The organism is Pseudomonas sp. FME51 (assembly GCF_014897305.1).
Genome location: NZ_JABUYN010000003.1, coordinates 1 through 20,539, shown reverse-complemented (window position 1 = coordinate 20,539; position 20,539 = coordinate 1). Strand labels below are relative to the sequence as shown.

General features: G+C 60.2%; 21 protein-coding genes. 17 read left to right on the top strand and 4 right to left on the bottom strand.

The features are described from left to right. Positions 1–75: 75 nt before the first annotated feature. Positions 76–708 (bottom strand): type B chloramphenicol O-acetyltransferase, encoded by a 633-nt coding sequence (gene catB, locus INT39_RS06700; RefSeq protein WP_193073093.1) that lies wholly within the window; start codon positions 706–708, stop codon positions 76–78. A 476-nt stretch (positions 709–1,184) separates the two neighbouring features. Here catB and INT39_RS06695 point away from each other — a divergent pair, with 476 nt between their 5' ends. From INT39_RS06695 to INT39_RS06650, 10 genes are all read left to right on the top strand, one after another. After that, entirely contained in the window at positions 1,185–2,105 is a 921-nt protein-coding gene (locus INT39_RS06695; protein WP_193073091.1) for a DUF3577 domain-containing protein, read from the top strand. A 58-nt stretch (positions 2,106–2,163) separates the two neighbouring features. Then, complete coding sequence (locus INT39_RS06690) at positions 2,164–2,844, top strand: DUF3275 family protein (RefSeq protein ID WP_193073089.1); 681 nt, start codon at positions 2,164–2,166, stop codon at positions 2,842–2,844. A 98-nt stretch (positions 2,845–2,942) separates the two neighbouring features. Then, positions 2,943–3,290 (top strand): hypothetical protein, encoded by a 348-nt coding sequence (locus tag INT39_RS06685; protein ID WP_193073088.1) that lies wholly within the window; start codon positions 2,943–2,945, stop codon positions 3,288–3,290. Positions 3,291–3,400: 110 nt separating this feature from the next. Further along, positions 3,401–3,748 carry a hypothetical protein gene (locus tag INT39_RS06680; protein WP_193073087.1) on the top strand — a complete coding sequence of 116 codons (348 nt, stop codon included), beginning with the start codon at positions 3,401–3,403 and terminating at the stop codon, positions 3,746–3,748. A 92-nt stretch (positions 3,749–3,840) separates the two neighbouring features. Continuing rightward, complete coding sequence (locus INT39_RS06675) at positions 3,841–4,497, top strand: hypothetical protein (protein WP_193073086.1); 657 nt, start codon at positions 3,841–3,843, stop codon at positions 4,495–4,497. A gap of 23 nt (positions 4,498–4,520) precedes the next feature. Further along, complete coding sequence (locus tag INT39_RS06670; protein WP_226944601.1) at positions 4,521–5,690, top strand: DUF6094 domain-containing protein; 1,170 nt, start codon at positions 4,521–4,523, stop codon at positions 5,688–5,690. Positions 5,691–5,735: 45 nt separating this feature from the next. Next, positions 5,736–6,062, top strand: coding sequence for a methyltransferase (locus tag INT39_RS06665; protein WP_193073084.1), 327 nt, complete (start codon positions 5,736–5,738; stop codon positions 6,060–6,062). A 102-nt stretch (positions 6,063–6,164) separates the two neighbouring features. After that, positions 6,165–6,476, top strand: coding sequence for a hypothetical protein (locus tag INT39_RS06660; RefSeq protein WP_193073083.1), 312 nt, complete (start codon positions 6,165–6,167; stop codon positions 6,474–6,476). A gap of 111 nt (positions 6,477–6,587) precedes the next feature. Then, entirely contained in the window at positions 6,588–8,864 is a 2,277-nt protein-coding gene (locus INT39_RS06655) for a DEAD/DEAH box helicase family protein (protein ID WP_413468908.1), read from the top strand. Positions 8,865–9,003: 139 nt separating this feature from the next. Further along, on the top strand, positions 9,004–9,774 hold the full coding sequence (locus INT39_RS06650; RefSeq protein WP_041609888.1) for a competence protein CoiA: 771 nt from the start codon (positions 9,004–9,006) through the stop codon (positions 9,772–9,774). 69 nt (positions 9,775–9,843) lie between these two features. On the opposite strand, the gene INT39_RS06645 is transcribed toward INT39_RS06650, so the two are convergent. After that, complete coding sequence (locus INT39_RS06645; RefSeq protein WP_015879479.1) at positions 9,844–11,658, bottom strand: ATP-dependent helicase; 1,815 nt, start codon at positions 11,656–11,658, stop codon at positions 9,844–9,846. Next, positions 11,645–13,432: an ATP-dependent nuclease gene (locus INT39_RS06640; RefSeq protein WP_193073079.1), complete on the bottom strand. Its 1,788-nt coding sequence runs from the start codon at positions 13,430–13,432 to the stop codon at positions 11,645–11,647. Before INT39_RS06640 ends, INT39_RS06645 begins: the two co-directional genes overlap by 14 nt. A 225-nt stretch (positions 13,433–13,657) precedes the next feature. Here INT39_RS06640 and INT39_RS06635 point away from each other — a divergent pair, with 225 nt between their 5' ends. The 7 genes from INT39_RS06635 to INT39_RS06605 are packed head-to-tail and all read left to right on the top strand — an operon-like array spanning position 13,658 to position 19,663. Beyond that, positions 13,658–14,221, top strand: coding sequence for a PilL N-terminal domain-containing protein (locus tag INT39_RS06635; RefSeq protein WP_193073077.1), 564 nt, complete (start codon positions 13,658–13,660; stop codon positions 14,219–14,221). Further along, positions 14,218–14,865, top strand: coding sequence for a hypothetical protein (locus INT39_RS06630; RefSeq protein WP_193073075.1), 648 nt, complete (start codon positions 14,218–14,220; stop codon positions 14,863–14,865). The genes INT39_RS06635 and INT39_RS06630 overlap by 4 nt, the downstream gene beginning before the upstream one ends. A 12-nt stretch (positions 14,866–14,877) precedes the next feature. Further along, entirely contained in the window at positions 14,878–15,606 is a 729-nt protein-coding gene (locus INT39_RS06625; protein ID WP_193073072.1) for a TIGR03759 family integrating conjugative element protein, read from the top strand. After that, positions 15,588–16,178 carry a transglycosylase SLT domain-containing protein gene (locus INT39_RS06620; protein WP_193073070.1) on the top strand — a complete coding sequence of 197 codons (591 nt, stop codon included), beginning with the start codon at positions 15,588–15,590 and terminating at the stop codon, positions 16,176–16,178. The genes INT39_RS06625 and INT39_RS06620 overlap by 19 nt, the downstream gene beginning before the upstream one ends. Continuing rightward, positions 16,175–16,720 carry an integrating conjugative element protein gene (locus INT39_RS06615; RefSeq protein ID WP_193073068.1) on the top strand — a complete coding sequence of 182 codons (546 nt, stop codon included), beginning with the start codon at positions 16,175–16,177 and terminating at the stop codon, positions 16,718–16,720. The genes INT39_RS06620 and INT39_RS06615 overlap by 4 nt, the downstream gene beginning before the upstream one ends. Before the next feature lie 4 nt (positions 16,721–16,724). Then, positions 16,725–18,917, top strand: a complete 2,193-nt coding sequence (gene traD / locus INT39_RS06610) for a type IV conjugative transfer system coupling protein TraD (RefSeq protein WP_193073066.1) — start codon at positions 16,725–16,727, stop codon at positions 18,915–18,917. Then, entirely contained in the window at positions 18,914–19,663 is a 750-nt protein-coding gene (locus tag INT39_RS06605) for a TIGR03747 family integrating conjugative element membrane protein (protein ID WP_193073064.1), read from the top strand. The genes traD and INT39_RS06605 overlap by 4 nt, the downstream gene beginning before the upstream one ends. A gap of 412 nt (positions 19,664–20,075) precedes the next feature. On the opposite strand, the gene INT39_RS06600 is transcribed toward INT39_RS06605, so the two are convergent. Then, positions 20,076–20,539, bottom strand: a 464-nt coding sequence (locus INT39_RS06600) for an IS3 family transposase (protein WP_193073062.1), incomplete at its 5' end; no start/stop codon positions are given.

The window sequence follows — 20,539 nt, the reverse complement described above, 5'->3', positions numbered from 1 at the left end:
GCCCCCACTTTTGGGGGCTTTCCTATTGGGAGTGCTCATACGCACAGAGTACAGGCAGCTCTGTCTGGCGGCTTTTCAGGTTGTCGAATCCTGCCAATACCGATACAGGTCAGCAATCTTGGATGAACACAGTAAAGACATTGCTCCTTTGATTTTCTCCTCAGACCATTCCCACCATTGCATTTCCAGAAGCATGACGATTTCGTCATCGGTGAATCGTTTCTTTAACAGCTTGGCAGGGTTGCCTCCAACAATTTCGTAAGGTGCCACGTCTCTGGTGACAAGTGCGCGACTTCCAATGACAGCACCGTGCCCTACTTTGATCCCAGGCAGGATCATTGCCTCGGAGCCTATCCAAACATCACTGCCGATCACCGTGTCGCCGACTTTCTCAAATGCGTCAAGTGACCCTGTAAACGAAGGCACTTCTGGCATGTAGAAGAATGGAAACGACGACGCCCAGTCATATCGGTGACCTTGATTGCCGGCCATGATGAAAGAGGCCCCTGAGCCGATTGAACAGAAGCTTCCAATCACGAGGCGATCTACGTCATCGCGATCTGCCAGAAGATAACGCGCGCATTCGTCAAACGAGTGACCGTGATAGTAACCGGAGTAATAGCTGTACCGCCCTACCTTGATGTTCGGGTTCTTTACCTGATCGGCGAGTAATTTGCCTTTAAAGGGATTTTCAAAAAAATTTCTCATTGATACTGTCCAAATTCTTCGGAATCCGAGCACGTAGCCAGTAAGTTATCGTGCGCGTCGAAACCCAAGTGAGTTTTAACACCTCTCCACATATCGTGCTAATAGCTTTTACTTGGCTTGGCATCGCGCTCCAGGCTGGTGAAGGCGATACCCAAACGCCTCCGTAGACAAAGGGAAACTCCCGGATGCTGTTTCATTGCTGTTTCGCACGCAGAGTGAGGACATGCTGACCCCCATGCTTGCTGACGTTGTCAGCGACATGCCAGGCAACCATCGGTCTTCAAGGTTGCGGCGCGGCATCCGCCGCGTGGCCGAAGCCAGTTCGCAACGCATCCCTTTGTGCGAACGACCATCGGCTTGCCGGTGGTGGATGCACCTTCCTAGTCCATTCGCCTTATCAACCCACCGCGGGGTTACGCACCCCCCGCGCAGTCGGGTCCGGTGTGTCTCCGCTTCATTCCCATTGGAGATTCACCATGACCAATACAGCATCCAACGCGAAGAGCTACTTCGATCTTCACACCGAGGGCTACGGCCGCTTGCAGCGTGTCCGGGAGGTTCCTGTCCGTGGTGGCCGCCGTGCGCAGCCGTTCCTGGCTTGCACTGTCGCCGCACTCGTCGGGTCCGCCAAAGACCCTATAACCCGCTATTTCGACGTCAAAGTCTCCGGTGCCGACGCCAAGAAACTGGTTGAGGGTTACATCGGCGTCGATGACCCGAGGCAACGTCCGCTGGTCAAGTTCCGGATCGGCGATCTCTGGGGCGATGCCTTTATTCGCACCAGCGGCGACCGCAAGAATCAGCCGGCGGCCAGTCTCAAAGGCCGACTGCTGAAGGCCGAATTGATCGATCGTGCAGAACTGGCGCAGATCGAAAAGTTCGAACTCATCACCCGCGGCATCGGCTATCTCAATCGTCCGAAGGACGTCACCCCGAAAGCCGGTGATCCGTTCCTGTCGTGCTCCATCGCCGCACTGGCGGGCCTCGTCGATGAACCGGAGTATCGGTACTTCGATACGATCGTCGGCACTCCCGAGGCCGAGCATCTGGTTCGCCGATGCGTGCAGGCCATTGAAGGGGATCGCAAGGTACTGATCGCCTTCAGGCTCAACGACATGCGGATTGATTCGTACATTCGCACCAAGGGCGAGCACGCCGGGGAACCGGCCGCCAGCCTGAAATCGACACTGGCCCACATCGGTCTTATCAAGATCGACGGTACCAAGGTCTATCCAACGAGCCAGGCGCAAGCCGAGGCGCCGCGGGCCCAGGACGCACCCGCGCCCGAAGCCGAGGATGCCGCCGACAACGCTTCCGACCAGACTTCGCCGCCCGCTGAGCGCGAGCCCGAAGGTGAAGTACAGGGGCAGGAGCCGGCATTGGCTGCTTCGTTCTGATCCGGCTTGGCCCCTCACGGGGCCTTGTCGTTTTCCTATTTCTAAAGGGAGAAGCATCATGGCAGTCATATCGGTGCCTGAGAAATCAGTATCGCCCATCATCGTTACCGGCCAGCTTACGCTGCGCACCATCCGCGGCCGCAACGGTCCGTTCACGGTTGGCCGCCTTGTCACGCCCATCGGCGAGTTTGCCGTCAAAGATGCGGAACTGGAGCAGTACGCCGAAGGCAAGTACGACGGTGAGTTCCTGATCCGCTACATCTTCCCAAAGTCCTACCCAGTCGGCGGCGGTATGCGATTCGAGATCCGTGCCAGTCTCGACGGGATGATACTCAACGGGATCGACAAACTGAGCCGTGACGAAGCACGTAGCTTCGCCGCCCAAGACGTCGATCCGCTCGATGAAGATCTGGGGACGCAGCCGATGGCGACATCGGCCAAGCAAGCCAGAACGTCCAAACCCGCACCGTTGCGGGCATCCGCGGACCCGCTGATCGATACCACACCCTTCGGTGTGGATGCGCCGACGACCGCTGCGGCTGCTACCACCGGTAGCACCGAAGATGGCGACGCCGCTCTGTTTGGCTTTCTTTGGCCGTTGGGCGGGTCCGTGAGACTGGATTCGACCATCGACCGCCGCACGCTGCGCGCCCAGATCGCCCGCTTGGGAGAACTGGGCTACGCGCTGGACTTTAAGACGCAAGAGTGGAGCCGTGAGGCCCAACCGCAACCTGCGTGATCACGGGCACCGCATCCGCGGTGTTTTTCATCACTTGCCGGGAGCTCCTTTCCCACAAATGGGGGAGGGCTCCGGCTTTTTTTCTGGAGGTCTTCACCATGTCAACCATCGCTTGCGATACCCCATCACAACCCACCCGGGACACCCCTTCTGCGCTGGATGAAACAGTGTGGCGGGCTATCTGCGAGACTGCGGCGGCACAAGCCACCAAGGGTTGTGGCCTGTCTCACGATTACTACGTTGAACGCTTCAGCTCGGCGATCGATGCGCAAGTTGCTCGATTGCCGGAAGCGCAGCATGAACAAGCCCTGCAAATAGCTCAGGAATGGGACTACGCGACACCTACCGAGCGGCAAGATACCCAGGACTGGAATGCGGAGAACGGCTATTGCTCGCACGGAATCGAACAGGGCTATTGCCCGGCCGGTTGCGATTCGGACTATTAAGTTACTGAGGCTCACACCTCATTTCATCGCCGCTCATACGGCTTGTCATCACCCGGCGGGGCTACCCCGATGGGGAAGCTTCCGGCGATTTTCAATCGAGGAGCCTCACTATGAGTCAGCACCACTTCGACACGACTCACAAAGGATTTCCCATCTCCGTCATATTCGGCTGGGACCGGCCGATGCAGTACTTCTTCCTGGTCGTCAAAAAGCCAGCCGAACTAATCGACGACACCATGCCAATGCCGTTCGTGGATGAAAACTTCTTGTACAGCAATCTGTATGAGATTGATCCCTTTGGCCATGATATGGACTACTACCGCGATGTCTTGCGGCATTTTCAGATCGTCGTGCCGGAGAGCATGTTCATCGAGGTCGAACGTGACCGCGAAAGGAATACCGGCAACCGCGTTACTAAACATCAGAGCGATGGTTCGTTTACCGAACAGGAGCTTTGAATTCAGTCTCAGATACTTCGCATTTTTCATCCCTACGGGGCATCACTGCCTCGATGGGTGGTGCTGCCCCTCATTTCATCGAGGACATCACCATGCCTGCCACTTCTTCCGATCACCCTCTGTACCACATCGACGAATGCAGCGACCTCATGGCCGATGCCTGCGTCTGCGGTGACCAGGGCGACCTGATCTTTCTCTCGGTCTGGGCGCGCGACACCGCGATTCAGCAGTTCATTGGGCGGCTCACCCTGGGCCGCAGCGATGATGGCCTGGACCAGTTTCACGTCATCACCGACCAGGGCGGCTCGCTGCCCGTGTTCGTCGGCTCGGTCGAGCGCCTGGAAAAGCGCCTGACCCGCAGCTATCGCCGCACGCTGTTCGGTTCGATGGTCAATCTCTGGCTGTTCGATCGACGCTGCATCCGGCCCGACAAGAGTTCGGCCAGCGCCTTGGCGCTGCTGCCACGCTCGGCGGCCGATCCCACGTCACGCTTGTGGCAACTGGTCAAGGACACGTGCCCGCTGCCGCTGCTGGATCACTGGCAATCGACAGTCTTGGCCCTATTGCGCGAGCGCGAGATGTTGAGCGCATTACCAGTGACCCTCGGGCCGCTGCAGGGTGTTCGATTAGTCATCGACGTACCTCAGCTCACCAACGCGTTGGGTGATCTCATCCGCGAAGGCATGCTCACCGCCCATCTGACCCAGCTGCCGGCTCCGGCCGATCTGGAGATGGTGGCCACCACCTGAAGTTGCCGCGATGGTTGCGTGCCTTGCGCGCGTCCTTCACTTCCTTCATTCCCGCCAGACAGGAGACTCCCATGGCATTGATGTTCCCAAGGCTCGCTCGTAATTTCGCCAAGAACGGCTATTACCCGACCGACGAAACCACCCTCGAACGAACCCTCGGCGCACTGGCGCCCGCAGACTCCACGTCCAGCGGGCCGATGTGCATTCTTGATCCATGCGCGGGCGAAGGCGTTGCCATCGCCGAAGCCGCCCATGCCCTCGGGCCTGAGCAGACCAGCACTTATGCAGTCGAGTTCGATCAGGAGCGGGCCAACCATGCCCGGCTACTGGTCGATCACTGCATACACGGTGACCTGATGGACACCATGATCTCGCGGCAGGCCTTCGGCCTCTTGTGGCTCAACCCGCCGTATGGCGATCTCGCAAGGGATGCCAATGGCAATCTTGGCTATGAAGGCAAGGGCCGCGGCCGACTGGAGAAGCTGTTCTATCAGCGAGCGCTGCCTTTTCTGCAATACGGCGGTGTGCTCGTTTTCATCATCCCATCCCATGTGCTGGATCAGGAAATCGTCGGCTGGCTAACGCGCCACTTCGCAGATCTGCGTGTCTACCAGGCGGTGGACAAGCAGTTCAAGCAGGTCGTGATCTTCGGTCGCCGGGTTCGCCAACGCGAACAGTCGGGAGACGATGTGAAATCGGCTCGCGTCCGGCTGCTGCAAATCGGCCAGGCGGAGCTGGAAGCGGAGGAACTGCCACACCAGTGGACGCTGCTTCCGTATGTCGTCCCCACGGCCCAGTCTGAGCCGGAGCATTTCTACCGGATCAGCATGGAGCCCGAGCAGTTCGCCGACGAAGTGCGGCGTCTCAAGGGCCTGTGGCCCGCGTTCGAGACCCACCTGGGCGCGACCCAGCAGATCCCGCGTGCTCCGGCACGCGCCTTGTCCCAGTGGCACCTCGCACTGGCCCTCGCGGCCGGCGCGATCTCCGGTGTCGTGCAGTCACCAAACGGCCGCACGCTGGCTGTGAAGGGGGACACGTTCAAGCAGAAGTCCTCCGCCGTGGAGTACCGCGAGCGCGACGACGGCTCAATGGCCGAGACGCGCATCCTGACGGACAAGTTCGTCCCGGTGATTCGGGCCTGGGATCTCACGCCCGACTCGGACACCCTCGGCCGGATTCTCACTATTCACTGATCTCTCGGACGGGTAACCGTCCTTCATTCTCAAAGGAGCATTTCCATGTTCAAGCAACTGTTATCGGCCAAGGCCACTAGCCGACCGCAACCACCGCTGTTTTCTGTGGGTGGCATTAGGCTCAGCGAGCGAGTACGTTGGCTCGACGACCACTGCCTACTCGATCCTATCCAACTGGTGCAGCGACATGTTCGCGGCGACTGGGGCGACATCGGCGAGTCCGAATGTCTTTCTAACGAGGAAGCTCTGCATCAGGAGGGCATCGTTATGTCGCGCTACATCATCACACCGCGTCTTACGGTTGCAGTCATAACCGACGAGCATCGCGACTTGACGCTGGTAAAGCTGGTCGACGAGCCCATCAATCTCTAACTGAACGTTAGTTCTCCACTCATCCTTTTCATCCTACCAACGGGGTCATGCTGCCCCGATGGGGTTGCCATGGCCCTTTCTTTTATCGAAGGAGCTATCACCATGGCAACCGAAGCAATGTTCATCAGCGCGACCCCCAATCTGCGCTTCTCACCGGGTGCGACGGTCATGACCGTCGGCGTGGTCAGTCTGGTCAAACAGGGTCGACTCAACCCGAGTTCGTACCTTCGCCGCCACCTGAGCGCCGATTGGGGCGATCTCGATCAAAGTGATCGTCAACTGAACGATGCCGCGCTGGCATCGGGTGAAGCCCGACTGTTTTCCTCCTACCAGGTCGAACCTGATCTGAAACTCTGGATCATCACTGAATGGGATCGCAGCGTCACCACGCTGTTGTTGCCCAGCGAGTACTGATCCATCCCGAGGCGGTTGCAAACCGCCTTTCCAACTTCAACCCCCAGGGGCATGTCACTGCCCCTGGGGGTGGTGTGTGCCTCATTTTTTCTATGGAGCATCACCATGAACATGCCAGTCATCGAAGCGGTTCCCGCCGACGTAGTCTCGTCCAATGTGGACGACCTACTCGAACAGGAATCATCCGAGCTGTCCCTTAGCCTCCAGGATTTCGTTGCCGAGTTCGGCGACGAAATCCTGGGCTCCCTCAACAGGGCGAATCCGCCCGTCTATAGCGGTACGCCACGCCCGCACCGTCAACTGGTGCTGGCGGGCCTCAAACGCCAGCTGTTTCCCGCTCAGGCCGAGGTCGTGCATGCGGCCTCGGAACTGCTTGCCAATCAGGGCGAGAGTGCTGTTTTCATCAACGGTGAGATGGGCACCGGCAAGACCACAATCGGCATTGCGCTGGCGGCGGTCCTGCATGCCGAGGGCTATCGCCGTACGCTTGTCCTGAGCCCTCCGCACTTGGTCTACAAGTGGCGCCGCGAAATACTGGAAACTGTCGCCGGTGCCAAGGTCTGGGTCCTCAACGGTCCGGACACACTACTCAAGCTCATCAAGCTGCGCGAGCAGTTGAAAATACCGGCTGAAGGGCAGGAATTCTTCATCATCGGCAGGGTCAGGATGCGGATGGGATTCCACTGGAAGCCCGCCTTTACCCGCAAACGCACCCGTCACGGCATGGTCGGCGCCTGCCCGCACTGCGGCACGGTGGTCACCGACCTCGACGGCGAGCCGGCCAATCCTCTGGAGCTGGAGGCGGAAGAAATCCGCCGCAAGTGCAATGTCTGCGACGGCGCACTCTGGACGCTGATGCGGCCACGCAGCCTGTCAGGCAGTGATCAGTCCTCGGCGGTGTTGCGTGCGCTGAAGAGAATCCCGACCATCGGCGAGGCCACGGCCAACAAGCTGATGAAGACCTTCGGCGATTCGTTCCTGGCGTCGATGCTCGGCGACAACCTGCACAATTTCATCAACCTGATGGACGAGCGCGGGGAGTTGGTGTTTTCCGATCGGCAGGCGCAGCGCATGGAACGCGCCATGTCCTCGATGGAGTTCGGCTTCGGAGAAGGCGGTTATCAACCCTCGGAATATGTGAAGCGGTATCTGCCGCAAAGCACCTTCGACTTGCTCATCGCAGATGAAGCCCATGAATACAAAACGGGTGGATCGGCGCAGGGCCAGGCGATGGGCGTCATCGCGGCCAAGGCCCGCAAGACCGTACTGCTGACCGGCACTCTCATGGGGGGCTATGCAGACGATCTCTTTCATCTGCTGTTCCGGGCCTTGCCCGCGAGGATGATCGAAGATGGTTACCGCCCGAGCGCCAGCGGCAGCATGAATGCCGCTGCCATGGCGTTTATGAGGGACCACGGTGTCCTCAAGGACATCTATTCCGAGAGCAACGGGCCGGCCCACAAGACCGCCAAAGGCTCGAAGATCACCGTCAGAACGGTCAAGGCACCCGGGTTCGGGCCGAAAGGCGTACTGCGCTGCGTGCTGCCGTACACGATCTTCCTCAAGCTCAGAGACATCGGCGGCGTGCTGCCGCCGTATGACGAAGAGTTCCGGGAGGTCGCCATGGATGCTGGGCAGGCCGACGCCTACCGCAATCTGGCCGCCAGTCTGACGGCGGAACTCAAGGAGGCCCTGCGCAAGCGGGATACCACCTTGCTGGGCGTAGTCCTCAATGTGCTGTTGGCGTGGTCCGACTGCTGCTTCCGGGCGGAAACCGTGCGCCACCCGCGCACGCGCCAAATCCTGGCCTTCACACCGGCTCAGTTCAACGAGCTGGAGATCATGCCGAAAGAGCGTGAGCTGATCGACATCTGCCGCGAGGAGAAAGCCGCGGGTCGCAAGACCCTGGTGTACTCCGTCTACACCGGCACGCGCGATACCACCAGCCGTTTGAAGATGTTGCTGGAGCAAGAGGGTTTTCGGGTGGCGGTACTGCGCGCAAGCGTGGATGCCTCTCGCCGTGAAGACTGGATTGCCGAGCGGCTCGATCGCGGGATCGACGTCCTCATCACGAATCCGGAACTGGTGAAAACCGGCCTGGATTTGCTGGAGTTCCCCACGATTGTGTTCATGCAGTCGGGGTGGAACATCTACACGTTGCAACAAGCCGCGCGCCGGTCATGGCGGATCGGCCAGAAGCAGCATGTGAAGGTGATCTACCTGGGGTATGCGGCCACGTCGCAGATGACGTGCTTGGCCTTGATGGCGAAGAAGATCCTGGTGTCGCAGAGCACCTCCGGCGACGTCCCGGAATCGGGGCTGGATGTGCTCAACCAGGACGGCGATTCGATCGAGGTCGCCCTGGCCCGGCAGCTTGTCGCGGCCTGATGCTCTCGTTCATGCCGGCGTCCCTCTGGGCGCCGGCTTTTTTTATTCCTGCACAGTACCATCAATCGTCGCCATGACTCCCGGCGTCGGGGTCGTTAAACTGGGCGGACATACGCAGATCTCGAGGGGCATGATGGTCATGGTGATCGAAGCAGCCTACGCGAATGGCACTGGCGTCGCGAATGCACTGCGCATGTCGCAGGCCCAGTGGCTGGGGCTGCAACGGAACTATCACGTCGGCGATCTGCTAATGCCATGCTGCAATGCTCCAGCCGTCCCCAAGATCAGTGCCAATGGCCATCCTTTCTTCGCGCATCTAAGCGGTGCCTGCAGCACTTCCGAAGAAAGCCAGTGGCACCTCGCGGCCAAGATACTGGTGCGCAGCGTTTTGGAGGATCTTGGTTGCCGAGCCTCGGTTGAGGTTCCAGGGAGCAGCGAAACCAGCCGCTGGAAAGCCGATGTCTGGGGCGAGCGTGGCGAGGCCAAGTTGGCTATCGAGATCCAAAGGTCATATCAGTCGCTGCGTGACTACCGTACCCGGCAAAAGAAATATCGGGCCGAGGGCATCAAGGCGCTTTGGTTGCTAAGACAAGAGAGGTACAGCACTCTCACGAGGAGCATGAGCAAGGAGCGACTGCGGACCGAGTTCGGAGGAAAATTCCCTCCAGCCGGGCACTTCGGCCCATGTCTCGCAGATGTGCCTATAGCAATGCTCGAGTTGGAGCCGACCACCACGATCACAGGTGCTGGATTTTTCACCGCCAGTCTTCCGGATTTACTCGAAGCAGTGCTTAGTGATCGCTTTCTTTGCGTAGATGGTCTTTGGTGCATCGACAACCTAGATGCGATGTCTCGTGCCGCCCAACTTGCGCGCGAACGTGCCGCAGCCCAGCGCGCGGCAGATATTTAGTTAAGAACCGGTATTAACTCATCCGGAGCCCATGCGATTCGGATACAGCCCCAACCCTTATATAGTCGCTCAGAGGTTCGCAGCACGCATTCGTGCCTCTAATTCATCCAGGAATGGTGAGCGCCCATGGCGCATCGGACCATAGCGCCCTTCAACGAATCCCGAGTACAGCATGTGAACCTCGTCGCGGGCGCGTGTGAGTCCCACATAGAACAGCCGGCGGCTCTCGCGCAACTTCTCTGGACTCAGTTTTCGCCATGGCAAACTCCCATAGTCGAGACCGACCATAATGACCACGTCGTACTCGCATCCCTTAGCGGAATGAAGTGTCAGCAGGTTCAGGTGATCCGGCGAACCATCACGTCCGCCCAGACTCGCAATGTCCAGCGTAGCCAGCGCGCCACCTTCGGCAAGCGCCGCCGTCATGCGATCCAGTTGTTCCTTCTGATCGGCAAGCGACGATTCAGCAACCAACAGACGATCCAAGATGCCGTTGCGCAGTGATGCGACAAAATCACGTGCGGACTGCTGATCGGCGCGCAACGCCCACAACAGAGCGGTTAGCTCCTGCCCCTCGCGTCGAGCCTGCGCATCGTCCAAGTTCGCTCGATGAAATGCGAGATAACGGTCGATCAATCCACGCAGTTGCGGACGCGCGATACGCCAGCCACCCGCACACCATGCGGCGCAGTCTTCTACCCAACTCGTCAAGGCAACTTTACGGTAAGGCGCGGCGGTGTCCACGCGGATATAATCGAAACCGCCGGCTGCCACGGCCTTGGCCACAATATCGCCTGCGCGATAGTCCGTATACAAGATTGCGATATCGCCCAGCGTTCGTCCTGGCTTGGAGTCCAAGGCCACCGGAATGATCTGCGCGACGGCGTGTGCGGCCTGATCTGCGAGCCCATCAGGGCACAGCACAAACTCGATAGTCGCCTGACGGGTCGGGTCGTTCGCCCGATAGCCACGATCCTCACCCAACGCCATTTCCGAAGCGCTGACAATGCCTGCCCCTGAGCGATAATTCAATTGAAGTCTGACCGGCTCGATGTCTTCACGCTCAGCTAGCTCCATGAGCAACGCGCCATCGGCCCCTGTGAAACCGTAGATCGACTGGTCTGCATCACCGACTGCGAACAAGCGCACGCCACCATCAAAAGCCAGGCGCTTGACGATGCGATGGAGTGCAACCCCCAAATCCTGATATTCATCTACCGCCAGCACCGGAAATTTCGCCTGCACCAGAGGCAGTACCCAATCATGCTCGGCGATCAGGCGCTGGCCATAGACCACCATGTCGTCGTAGTCGATCAGCCCTCCTTGGCGCAGTGCCGCCTCGTAGGCTTCGGCCCAGGCGGCAAGTTCTTCCTCGCTACGCCAGGCAACACTGTTTCGGTTCAGTACGGATCGGCGATGCCGTCCAAGATCGATGGCTTTGTAAGGATGGTTGGCCCCAAAGAGCTCGTCTCCGGACTGCCTGATCAAACGATCACTCACTCGCTGGGATGCCACCGAGAGGGGAAACTGAATCGGTAGATCAGCTAAGCGTCCATATGGCATCAACAGATGGCGTAGGCAGAATCCGTGGACGGTGCCGATGAACAGGTTTGGCGCCTCCCGCAGCCCCAACATTTCAAGCCGACGGGTTAATTCGCGTGCGCACTCTTGACTGTAGGTGATGCACGCAGCACCACGCGGTGCCTGCACGTCTTCGGCCAAGATGCGAGCCAGCTTCAGCACAAGCGTCTTGGTTTTTCCGCTTCCAGGGCCGGCGAGCACCACGCAATGTCCCTGGGAGTTGTACGCCGCCAACTGACCAGGATTTCCGGCCAGCTCGGCAGCCTGGGCCAGGTAGGCTGTGCTGAAACTACGCGACGGCATTGCGGATATGCTCCAGCGCGGAACGGATGTAGTGCGGGCAAGTATCCTCGGACACTGAACGTGCAAGGGCCTGAGCGAATCGTCCCTTTCCGATTCTTTCGATAAGCTTCAGCAGCCGTTCTTCATCGACCTGGTCTAAGTCATCCACCCACTGCTGCAATGCTTCTCGGGTTGCTTGCCTCAGTTGCGGCAATTCCTGCTGAATTACATCCCGCATCGACTCAGCCAACCCACCGGCGAACAACTCCGTTTCCAGTGTGTTCTCGTTCACGAAGTATCCGAACTCCTCGGCAAGCTCAATTACGTCATCTGTCTCCATCTCCGAGTGGTCGTACTCGTCTTCAACCACGTCAAGAAGATTGATCAGTCGCCGGCGAACCAGCGGAGCCTTGCCATTGACCGGATCACAGTCCGTCAGGATGACATGAGGAATATCCAGTCCTTCAGGGCCTAGGAGCTTCACATACGGCGTGAAGTTAGTTCCGCCAACCGAGCACACGGTAATCCCAAGCATATCGAGGTGGATATCAAGCGCCTCAGCGAACGCGGGGACCAGGAAACGTTCTGCGTCGCCTTCGACCAGAATGACCCCCCGAGAAAAGAAAATCTCGCCACGCGTGACATCAATGTAGCGCTGTAGATCTTCTTCATCCCTCTGTGTGAACGGCGCATTCGCAGTTGAAACGGCGACAGTCTTGCCTGCCCCCACGTCATGACGTAGCAGAACGATGGATCTAATCGGCGTAACGCTTGCAATGTGTGGGGAGTGAGTTGTAAGGATCGTTGTTAGCGGAGCATCTTCCTCGTTTTCATCCCCTCCGGTGCCAAGGAAATAACGATAGACAAGGCGCTGAACGTGCGGGTGCAGGTGCGCTTCGGGCTCCTCAACCACAAAAAATGTATGGTCACGTTCTCCGTCAGACACGAGGCGGTCGAGTTCGAGGCTCTTCAATGCCAGGAAGATCAGGTTCGCGGTTCCCAGACTAGCATCACCGACGCCGCGAATTCCATTGTCAATTAACAATCGCAAGCTGCGAAGCAGCGTATCCACCCGAGTTGGAGCGAGTCCAAGCGACACAGGCACAGCATGCTGCTCACCAGCAATGGAGATCAACCGCTCGCTGATCCGGTTCGCCGTCGCAACCACTTGGGCGTGGCCAGCTAGTTCCCGCTGTGCGTCGTCAACCTGATTTTGAATCTCCTCACGGGCGTCTTCGTCCAACGACTCGGCAAGATCTTCTATGAGGGGTCTCAATGGTGAATTGCGCCAACTCGCGAGATCCTTCTCAGCATCACGCAGTGCCACCTGGACGTCTATTGGCAACATGCGGCGAAACGCACTACCGACGTGCATTTCGGGGTCGTTACCACCAAAGATCACATACTCATAGTCTTTCAACGATTCCGGAGCGCGTCCCAGTCCGGCTTTGGGCTGGAAGCGATAGGTGAGACGGGCCGTCATGGGTGGGCCTGGATCAATCACACAATCGTTGAGATGAGCCATCAACCGCGGGTTATCAGTGAAGTCGGTCAAGTCCACCGAGACCTCGATGATTTTACCGATCTTGTCTTCAACCAGGCCATCCCAGAAGTGCTCTATGCTCAATTGCCGGTCACGCTCGGACAATCCTGGGTCGAGAATCAGCTGTAATCCACGAATGAAGTTACTTTTTCCGACTTTATTCTCACCAACGATAACGATGCTATCGCCAGTCTTTATATCAACATCCGAAAAATTGGCGAAATTGATCAGCCTAACGCGTGAGATCCGCATACACACCCCCTGCAATATGTCTTACGAATAATATCAGCCCATCGTCGGCAACACCGTTAGTTATTCACCGCCTTCCCTACAAGCCTGCGCTGACTCAACCTCCGAAGACTCGTACTTCCAACCTACACCCGCGAACAAAGCGATCCAAGACTCTTTCGTATTCTTTGCTGAACGATTCGGTCTGCCCGGCGAAGGTATCGGCTCATCGCCATCGAGAGCCGAACCATGCCAGCAACCCAACTTCTACGGCGCCTGGCCGGCAGCAGCCTGCTGATCGTCGCCATGTTGAGCGGCGGCTGCGCCACCACCGCCGCACCGCCCGTTGATCCTCCTGTCGAGGAAGCCGACGCCGCGCCGCAGTCACCCGAACTGATTCCGGTGGTGCGCTACGGCCGCTACACGCTCGTGGAGCTTGTTCCCACCGCGGCCCAGCGTGACCTGCTGCTGCAGGTCATCGACGTGGCGATGCCAGCGGATGCCAGAGCGACGGTGGGCGACGGCCTGCGCCACACACTCCAGCGCAGCGGCTACCAGCTTTGCGAGAACGCCCATGCGGTGATCCAGCTGTATTCGCTGCCGCTGCCGACGGCGCACCTGCATCTGGGGCCGATGACGCTGCGCGACGCACTGCTCACCCTCGCCGGGCCGGCCTGGGATGTACAGGTCGATGACCGGGCGCGCCAGATCTGCTTCGTACCTGCCGGCGAGCCCTCCGCAGATCCCGAGACCGATACGCCACTGGCCGCGCCGGTGCAGACCTTTCCCATCGTCGACGGAGGCCAGCCATGAGCGCAGTGGCCCATGCGTCGCGTTCGCGCGCGGCCTTCGTGCTGTACCTGCTGCTGTGGGCCTGGATGGTCGGACTCAGCGCACTGGTGCTCGTCAACTTCCGCGTCGCGGGCGACCTGGCCGGTCAGAATCAAGTTGATTCGGCCTTGCGCCAACTGCAGGTGCTCGAAGGCCGGCTCGCCGAATTCGCCGACGACGTGCAGACGCTGCAAGCCCGCCCGGAAGCGGCGACCACGGCAGCTTTGCAGGACACCCGCCAGCGCCTCGAAGCCGACATCGCCCGTCTCGAACAGTCGCTGGCCGGCTACGCCACCGAGGCGGCCCTGCAGACACTGCACAGCGACGTCGAACAGCTCAAGGCACAGCGCCAGACCGCCGCGCGCACGCCCGCAGCGCCGCGTCCCGCCAGGGCGACGACGACGGCACCGGCACCGGCACCGTTTCCCTTCCGCTTGATCGGTGCGGAACTGCGCGCCGGGCAGCGAGCCGTTTCCATCGCCCCCTCCACCGACCCGCTCTCGGTCGGGCAGATCCAGGTGCTGCTTCCCGGCGAGCATGCCGGGCGCTGGCAGTTGCAGACCATCGACGGCAACACCGCCGTGTTCCAGGCCGGCGACCAGACGCGCCGGCTGGCGATTCCTTGATCGGGAGGCGCCATGCAACGTCGCGCACTTTCCATGCTGTTCCTGTTGGCCGCGCTGAACGCACCGGCCTTCGCGCAGCAGCCCGCCACCCAGAGCACACCCGCACAGTCTTCCCGTGTCACGCCGAGCCAGATCGATCAGGCACGCGATGAACGCCTGGCGCGGGACTGGGGGCTGCGCGGCGACGAATGGGGACGCTACCGCGAACTGATGGAAGGGCCGCTGGGCATCCATTCACCCAACCTCGACCCGCTGACCGCACTCGGCATCGAAGCCCGCTCCGACGAGGAGCGGCGGCGCTATGCCGAACTGCAAGTGCAGGTCGAAGCGCGCCGCGTGGAAAAGTTGCTGGCGTATCAACGAGCCTACGACGAAGCCTGGCAACGCCTGCATCCCGACGCCCAGCGGGTGAATCTGCCCGATGCGCTGCCGGGCGGCAGTGCGATGACCAGCAGCGGTCGTACCGCCGTGTTCGTCCGGGACGGCTGCGCGCCGTGTGCCCAGGTCGTGCAGCGTCTGCAGACGACGAACGCCGAGTTCGACCTGTACATGGTCGGCAGCCGCCAAGACGACGCGCGCATCCGCGAGTGGGCCCAGCGCGCGCAGATCGATCCGGCGCGCGTGCGCAGCGGCTCGATCACGCTCAACCACGACGGTGGCCGCTGGCTGGCGCTGGGTTTGCCCGGTGAACTGCCCACGGTGGTGCGTCAGGTGAACGGCCAATGGCAGCGCCAGCCCTGATGCCGACGTGGCCGCTGCGCGTGCTGCTGGCCGCCGCGCTGGCGACCGGGCCAGTCCAGGCCCAGGAAATTCCGCCGCCCGCCTACCAGTTGGCGGCCCAGCACGCCGGCATTCCTTCGACGGTGCTCTATGCCGTGGCGCTGCAGGAAAGCGGCGTGCGCCGGGACGATCGCATCGTGCCGTGGCCCTGGTCGCTCAATGTCGCCGGCCAGTCGCGCCGCTACGCCACGCGCGCGCAGGCTTGTGCGGGCGTGCGCCAGGCGCTGCGCGAGGTGCCCCCCACGCGCATCGACGTGGGCCTGGGCCAGATCAACCTCGGCTACCAGCAGCACCGCTACCGCCAGCCCTGCGATCTGCTCGACCCCTACGACAACCTGCGCATCGCCGCCGACATCCTGAAAGAGCAGCACACCCCCGGCGAAGACTGGCTGCTGGCGGTCGGGCGTTACCACCGACCGGCTGGCGGCGCGCCCGCGGCGCGTTACCGGCGCAGCGTTTCACAACACCTCCAGCGCGTGCTCGGCCCGCAACAGACCGCCGCACACGCGCCCCGCCAGGAGAACAGCCGATGACCTCATCCATCCGGGCCACGCACGGCCTTCTTGTCGTAATGCTCGCCACCGTGCCGATGAGCGCGGTGCGTGCCACGCCGCCCCTGATCGTGGTGGAAGACCGGGGCGGCGCTTCCGCGCTGCCGTACTACGAAGCGCTCGACCTGCAGCCGCGCGCCACGAGTCAGCCACTCCCCTCCATCGTCATTCCCGAGGCACCGACCGCCGCTGTCGATGAGACGGCCATGCTGCCGGTGCGCAGTGCCAGGCTCACGCCGGGAACGGTTGCCCGCCGCGTCATCGAGGCCCCCGGACTGCAACCATTCTTCCTGGTCGGTGACGATGCGACCTCTCAAGCCTGGTTGCGTCAGCACGCCGACACGCTGCGCCAACGCAACGCCTGGGGCCTGGTGGTCAATGTCGAGACGGCCCAGGCGCTGGCGCAACTGCGTGCAATCGCGCCCGGCCTGAATCTGTCGCCGATGTCCGCCGACGATCTGGCCGAACGCCTGGGCCTGCGGCATTACCCGGTGCTGGTCACGTCCACCGGCATTGAGCAATGAATCGATGGCGGGGAATCAGCCAGTCGAGGTTCTTTTACGCCCTGCCGTGGAGCTATACACCGTGGCGGTCTGCGCCGGCGCCACGTTCCTATGCGTGGCGGCACCATGGTCGCTCGCACTAAGTCCGACTACGGGTATCGGCAGTGCGCTGGCGTTCAGTGCCTATGGCACGCTGCGCTGGCGCGATGCCCGCGTGATCCTGCGTTACCGACGCAATATCCGCCGGCTACCGCGCTACGTAATGACAAGCCAGAACGTACCAGTCAGCCAGCAACGTCTGTTCATCGGGCGCGGGTTCTTGTGGGAGCAGAAGCACACGCACAGGCTGATGCAGACGTACCGGCCGGAGTTTCGCCGCTACGTGGAACCGACGCCCGCATACCGGCTGGCTCGGCGCCTGGAAGAGCGCCTGGAGTTCGCACCGTTCCCACTATCCCACCTGCCAAGGCTCACGGGCTGGGACGTACCTATCAACCCCGTGCGGCCGCTGCCGCCCGTCGGCGGACTGCCGCGCCTTCACGGTATCGAGCCGGAAGAAGTTGACGTCAGTCTGCCGCTCGGAGAACGGGTCGGCCATTCTTTGGTACTGGGCACAACACGCGTGGGCAAGACCCGCCTCGCTGAATTGTTCGTGACACAGGATATTCGCCGCAAGAACGGTGCTGGCGAGCATGAGGTCGTCATCGTCATCGATCCCAAGGGGGACGCAGACCTCCTGAAGCGGATGTATGTGGAAGCCAAGCGTGCAGGTCGTGAGGGCGAGTTCTACATTTTCCATTTGGGCTGGCCGGAAATCAGCGCCCGCTACAACGCGGTCGGTCGCTTCGGACGCATCTCGGAAGTCGCCACCCGCATCGCCGGACAACTCTCCGGCGAAGGCAACAGCGCGGCGTTTCGCGAGTTTGCCTGGCGTTTCGTCAACATCATTGCCCGCGCTTTGGTGGAACTGGGGCAGCGCCCGGACTACATGCTGATCCAGCGCCACGTCATCAACATCGACGCGCTGTTCATCGAGTACGCCCAGCACTACTTCGCCAAGACCGAGCCCAAGGCCTGGGAGGTCATCGTCCAGATCGAGGCCAAGCTCAACGAAAAAAATACTCCCAGGAACATGATCGGGCGGGAGAAGCGCGTCGTCGCCTTGGAGCAGTACCTGAGCCAGGCGCGCAACTACGACCCTGTGCTCGACGGCCTGCGTTCGGCGGTCCGGTACGACAAGACCTACTTCGACAAGATCGTCGCATCGCTGCTGCCGCTACTGGAAAAGCTCACCAGCGGAAAAATCGCGCAACTCCTTGCCCCCAATTACTCCGACCTCAATGACCCTCGGCCGATCTTCGACTGGATGCAAGTCATCAGAAAGCGCGCCATCGTCTATGTGGGCCTGGACGCGCTGTCCGATGCTGAAGTCGCCGCGGCAGTCGGCAACTCGATGTTCAGTGACCTTGTGTCGGTCGCCGGGCACATCTACAAGCACGGCATCGACGACGGTCTGCCCGGTGCATCCGCGGACACGCGCGTGCTGATCAACGTCCACGCCGACGAGTTCAACGAACTCATGGGCGACGAGTTCATCCCGATGATCAACAAGGGCGGCGGCGCCGGCATCCAGGTGACTGCATACACCCAGACGCTTTCAGATATTGAGGCGCGCATCGGAAACCGTGCGAAAGCGGGCCAGGTGATCGGGAATTTCAACAACCTGTTCATGCTGCGTGTGCGCGAGACGGCGACTGCCGAATTGCTGACGAGGCAGTTGCCGAAGGTGGAGGTCTATACCACCACCATCGTCTCCGGTGCGACCGACAGCTCTGACATCCGCGGGGCGACGGATTTCACATCGAATACCCAAGACCGCATCAGCATGTCCAGCGTACCGATGATCGAGCCCTCTCATGTCGTAGCGTTGCCGAAGGGTCAATGTTTCGCCTTGATGCAGGGCGGACAGCTGTGGAAGGTCAGGATGCCGCTGCCGGCGGCCGACCCTGATGAGGTCATGCCGAAGGATCTGCAGCAACTGGCCGAGTACATGCGCCAGCACTACACCGAGGCGACGCACTGGTGGGAGAACGTGGGTAGCTCGCCGCTACTGCAGGACGGTCCCTTACCCAATGACCTGATTGATGACGTGATCGTTACCAACACCCATCCGGTAACCGATGTAGGTGACATGGGCCAGGACGAGCAGGTGCCATGAACGACGCGGCATCCACTGCGCAGCGCCAGCAACAGCGCCGACAAGGTCTGATTGTCGGGGTAATCTCTTTACCGCTGCGTTTGATCGGAGTACTGGCCGCGTCGTTGCTGCTCTCGATCCTGATTGAGTGCGTAGGCATGCACATCTTCTGGAAGGATCAGGGGTGGAGGCACTCGCAGCAAATGCTGCAGTATGAACTGGGGCATCTGTCCAGTCACTTCACGCGCAGCGTTATGGTACAGGAGCCGGGGCGCACTGCTCACCGGGTGCTTGATGCCGGTTACGAGTGGGTGTTCGTCAAGACTGGGCTGCTCGACAAAATGACCGATACCGCCGAACGTGCCCGCGCGCCAGCCCGAGCGGTAACACGCGATTTTCGTTACTTCATCAGTCAGACCTATCTATGGACAGAGCGTTACCTGATTGCCGGCGCTTTCACCGCATTAACCTTTCTAGTGCGCCTGGTGGTACTACTGCTGACACTGCCGCTGATGCTAACGGCGATGTTCGTGGGCCTGGTTGATGGCCTGGTTCGGCGCGACGTTCGCAAGTTTGGCGCAGGGAGGGAATCGGGTTTCTTATACCATCGCGCGAAAGCCTCGCTGCTGCCACTGTCGATACTACCCTGGGTAATCTACTTGGCGATGCCGGTCTCGGTGCATCCGCTGCTCATCTTGCTGCCCAGCGCAGCGCTGCTGGGCTTGGCGGTGGCCCTGACCGCGAGCAGCTTCAAAAAGTACCTGTAGCTCTCAAGACCACATTTGCTTGGCTGAAGAACCCCCGAATCACCTGTAAGTGGCAGAAGATTTTCTCACTTGCACAGAGTTAAATCCATTCTTTGCAAGGATTCCCTCGACAACATGCAATGGCGTGTTGTTCTTTGGCCCTAGAACGACTTCCTCAATCTGCGGAAAAGAAAAGTCTGTCAACTTGCATACCTTGTAAGGGATGATTGCTCCGCCTGACGCCCGGTACTCTACATTTCTAGTGCTTCTGCTGATCGAATCAGGATTGGTCATGTTCATCCTAGTTGAAATGAGGCGCCATTCTTTCTCCTCTCTGAAAGCAGCGCCCTTCAAATTAAAAAGCATTCTCTCCAACCCGCTAAATTCTATGGAGTGAATCGTACCGGGTTTTATGGAGGCCATTTCGTTTAAGTCAGGCCGCCATGGTCTGACCGGATTGTTGCTGGTAGAAGTTTGCCTCAGCTTCTGCCGGGGGTATATACCCAATCGAGCTCAGCAACCGCTGGTGGTTGTACCAGTGAACCCATTTCAAAGTGGCGATTTCCACGGCTTCGCGACTACGCCAGGATTGCCGATAGATCAGCTCCGCTTTGTATAACCCGTTGATGGTTTCAGCCAAAGCGTTGTCATAGCTATCGCCTTTGCTGCCTACAGAGGGCTCTATGCCGGCCTCAGCGAGACGCTCGGTGTATCGGATGGAGACGTATTGGCTACCCCTGTCGCTATGGTGTATCAGGCCGTCCATGCGGCTCGGCTGTCGAGCGTGCAGCGCTTGCTCCAGGGCATCCAGAACGAAGTCTGTTCGCATGCTGTTGCTCACCCGCCAGCCAACGATACGCCGGGCAAATACATCGACCACGAAGGCGACGTAGAGCC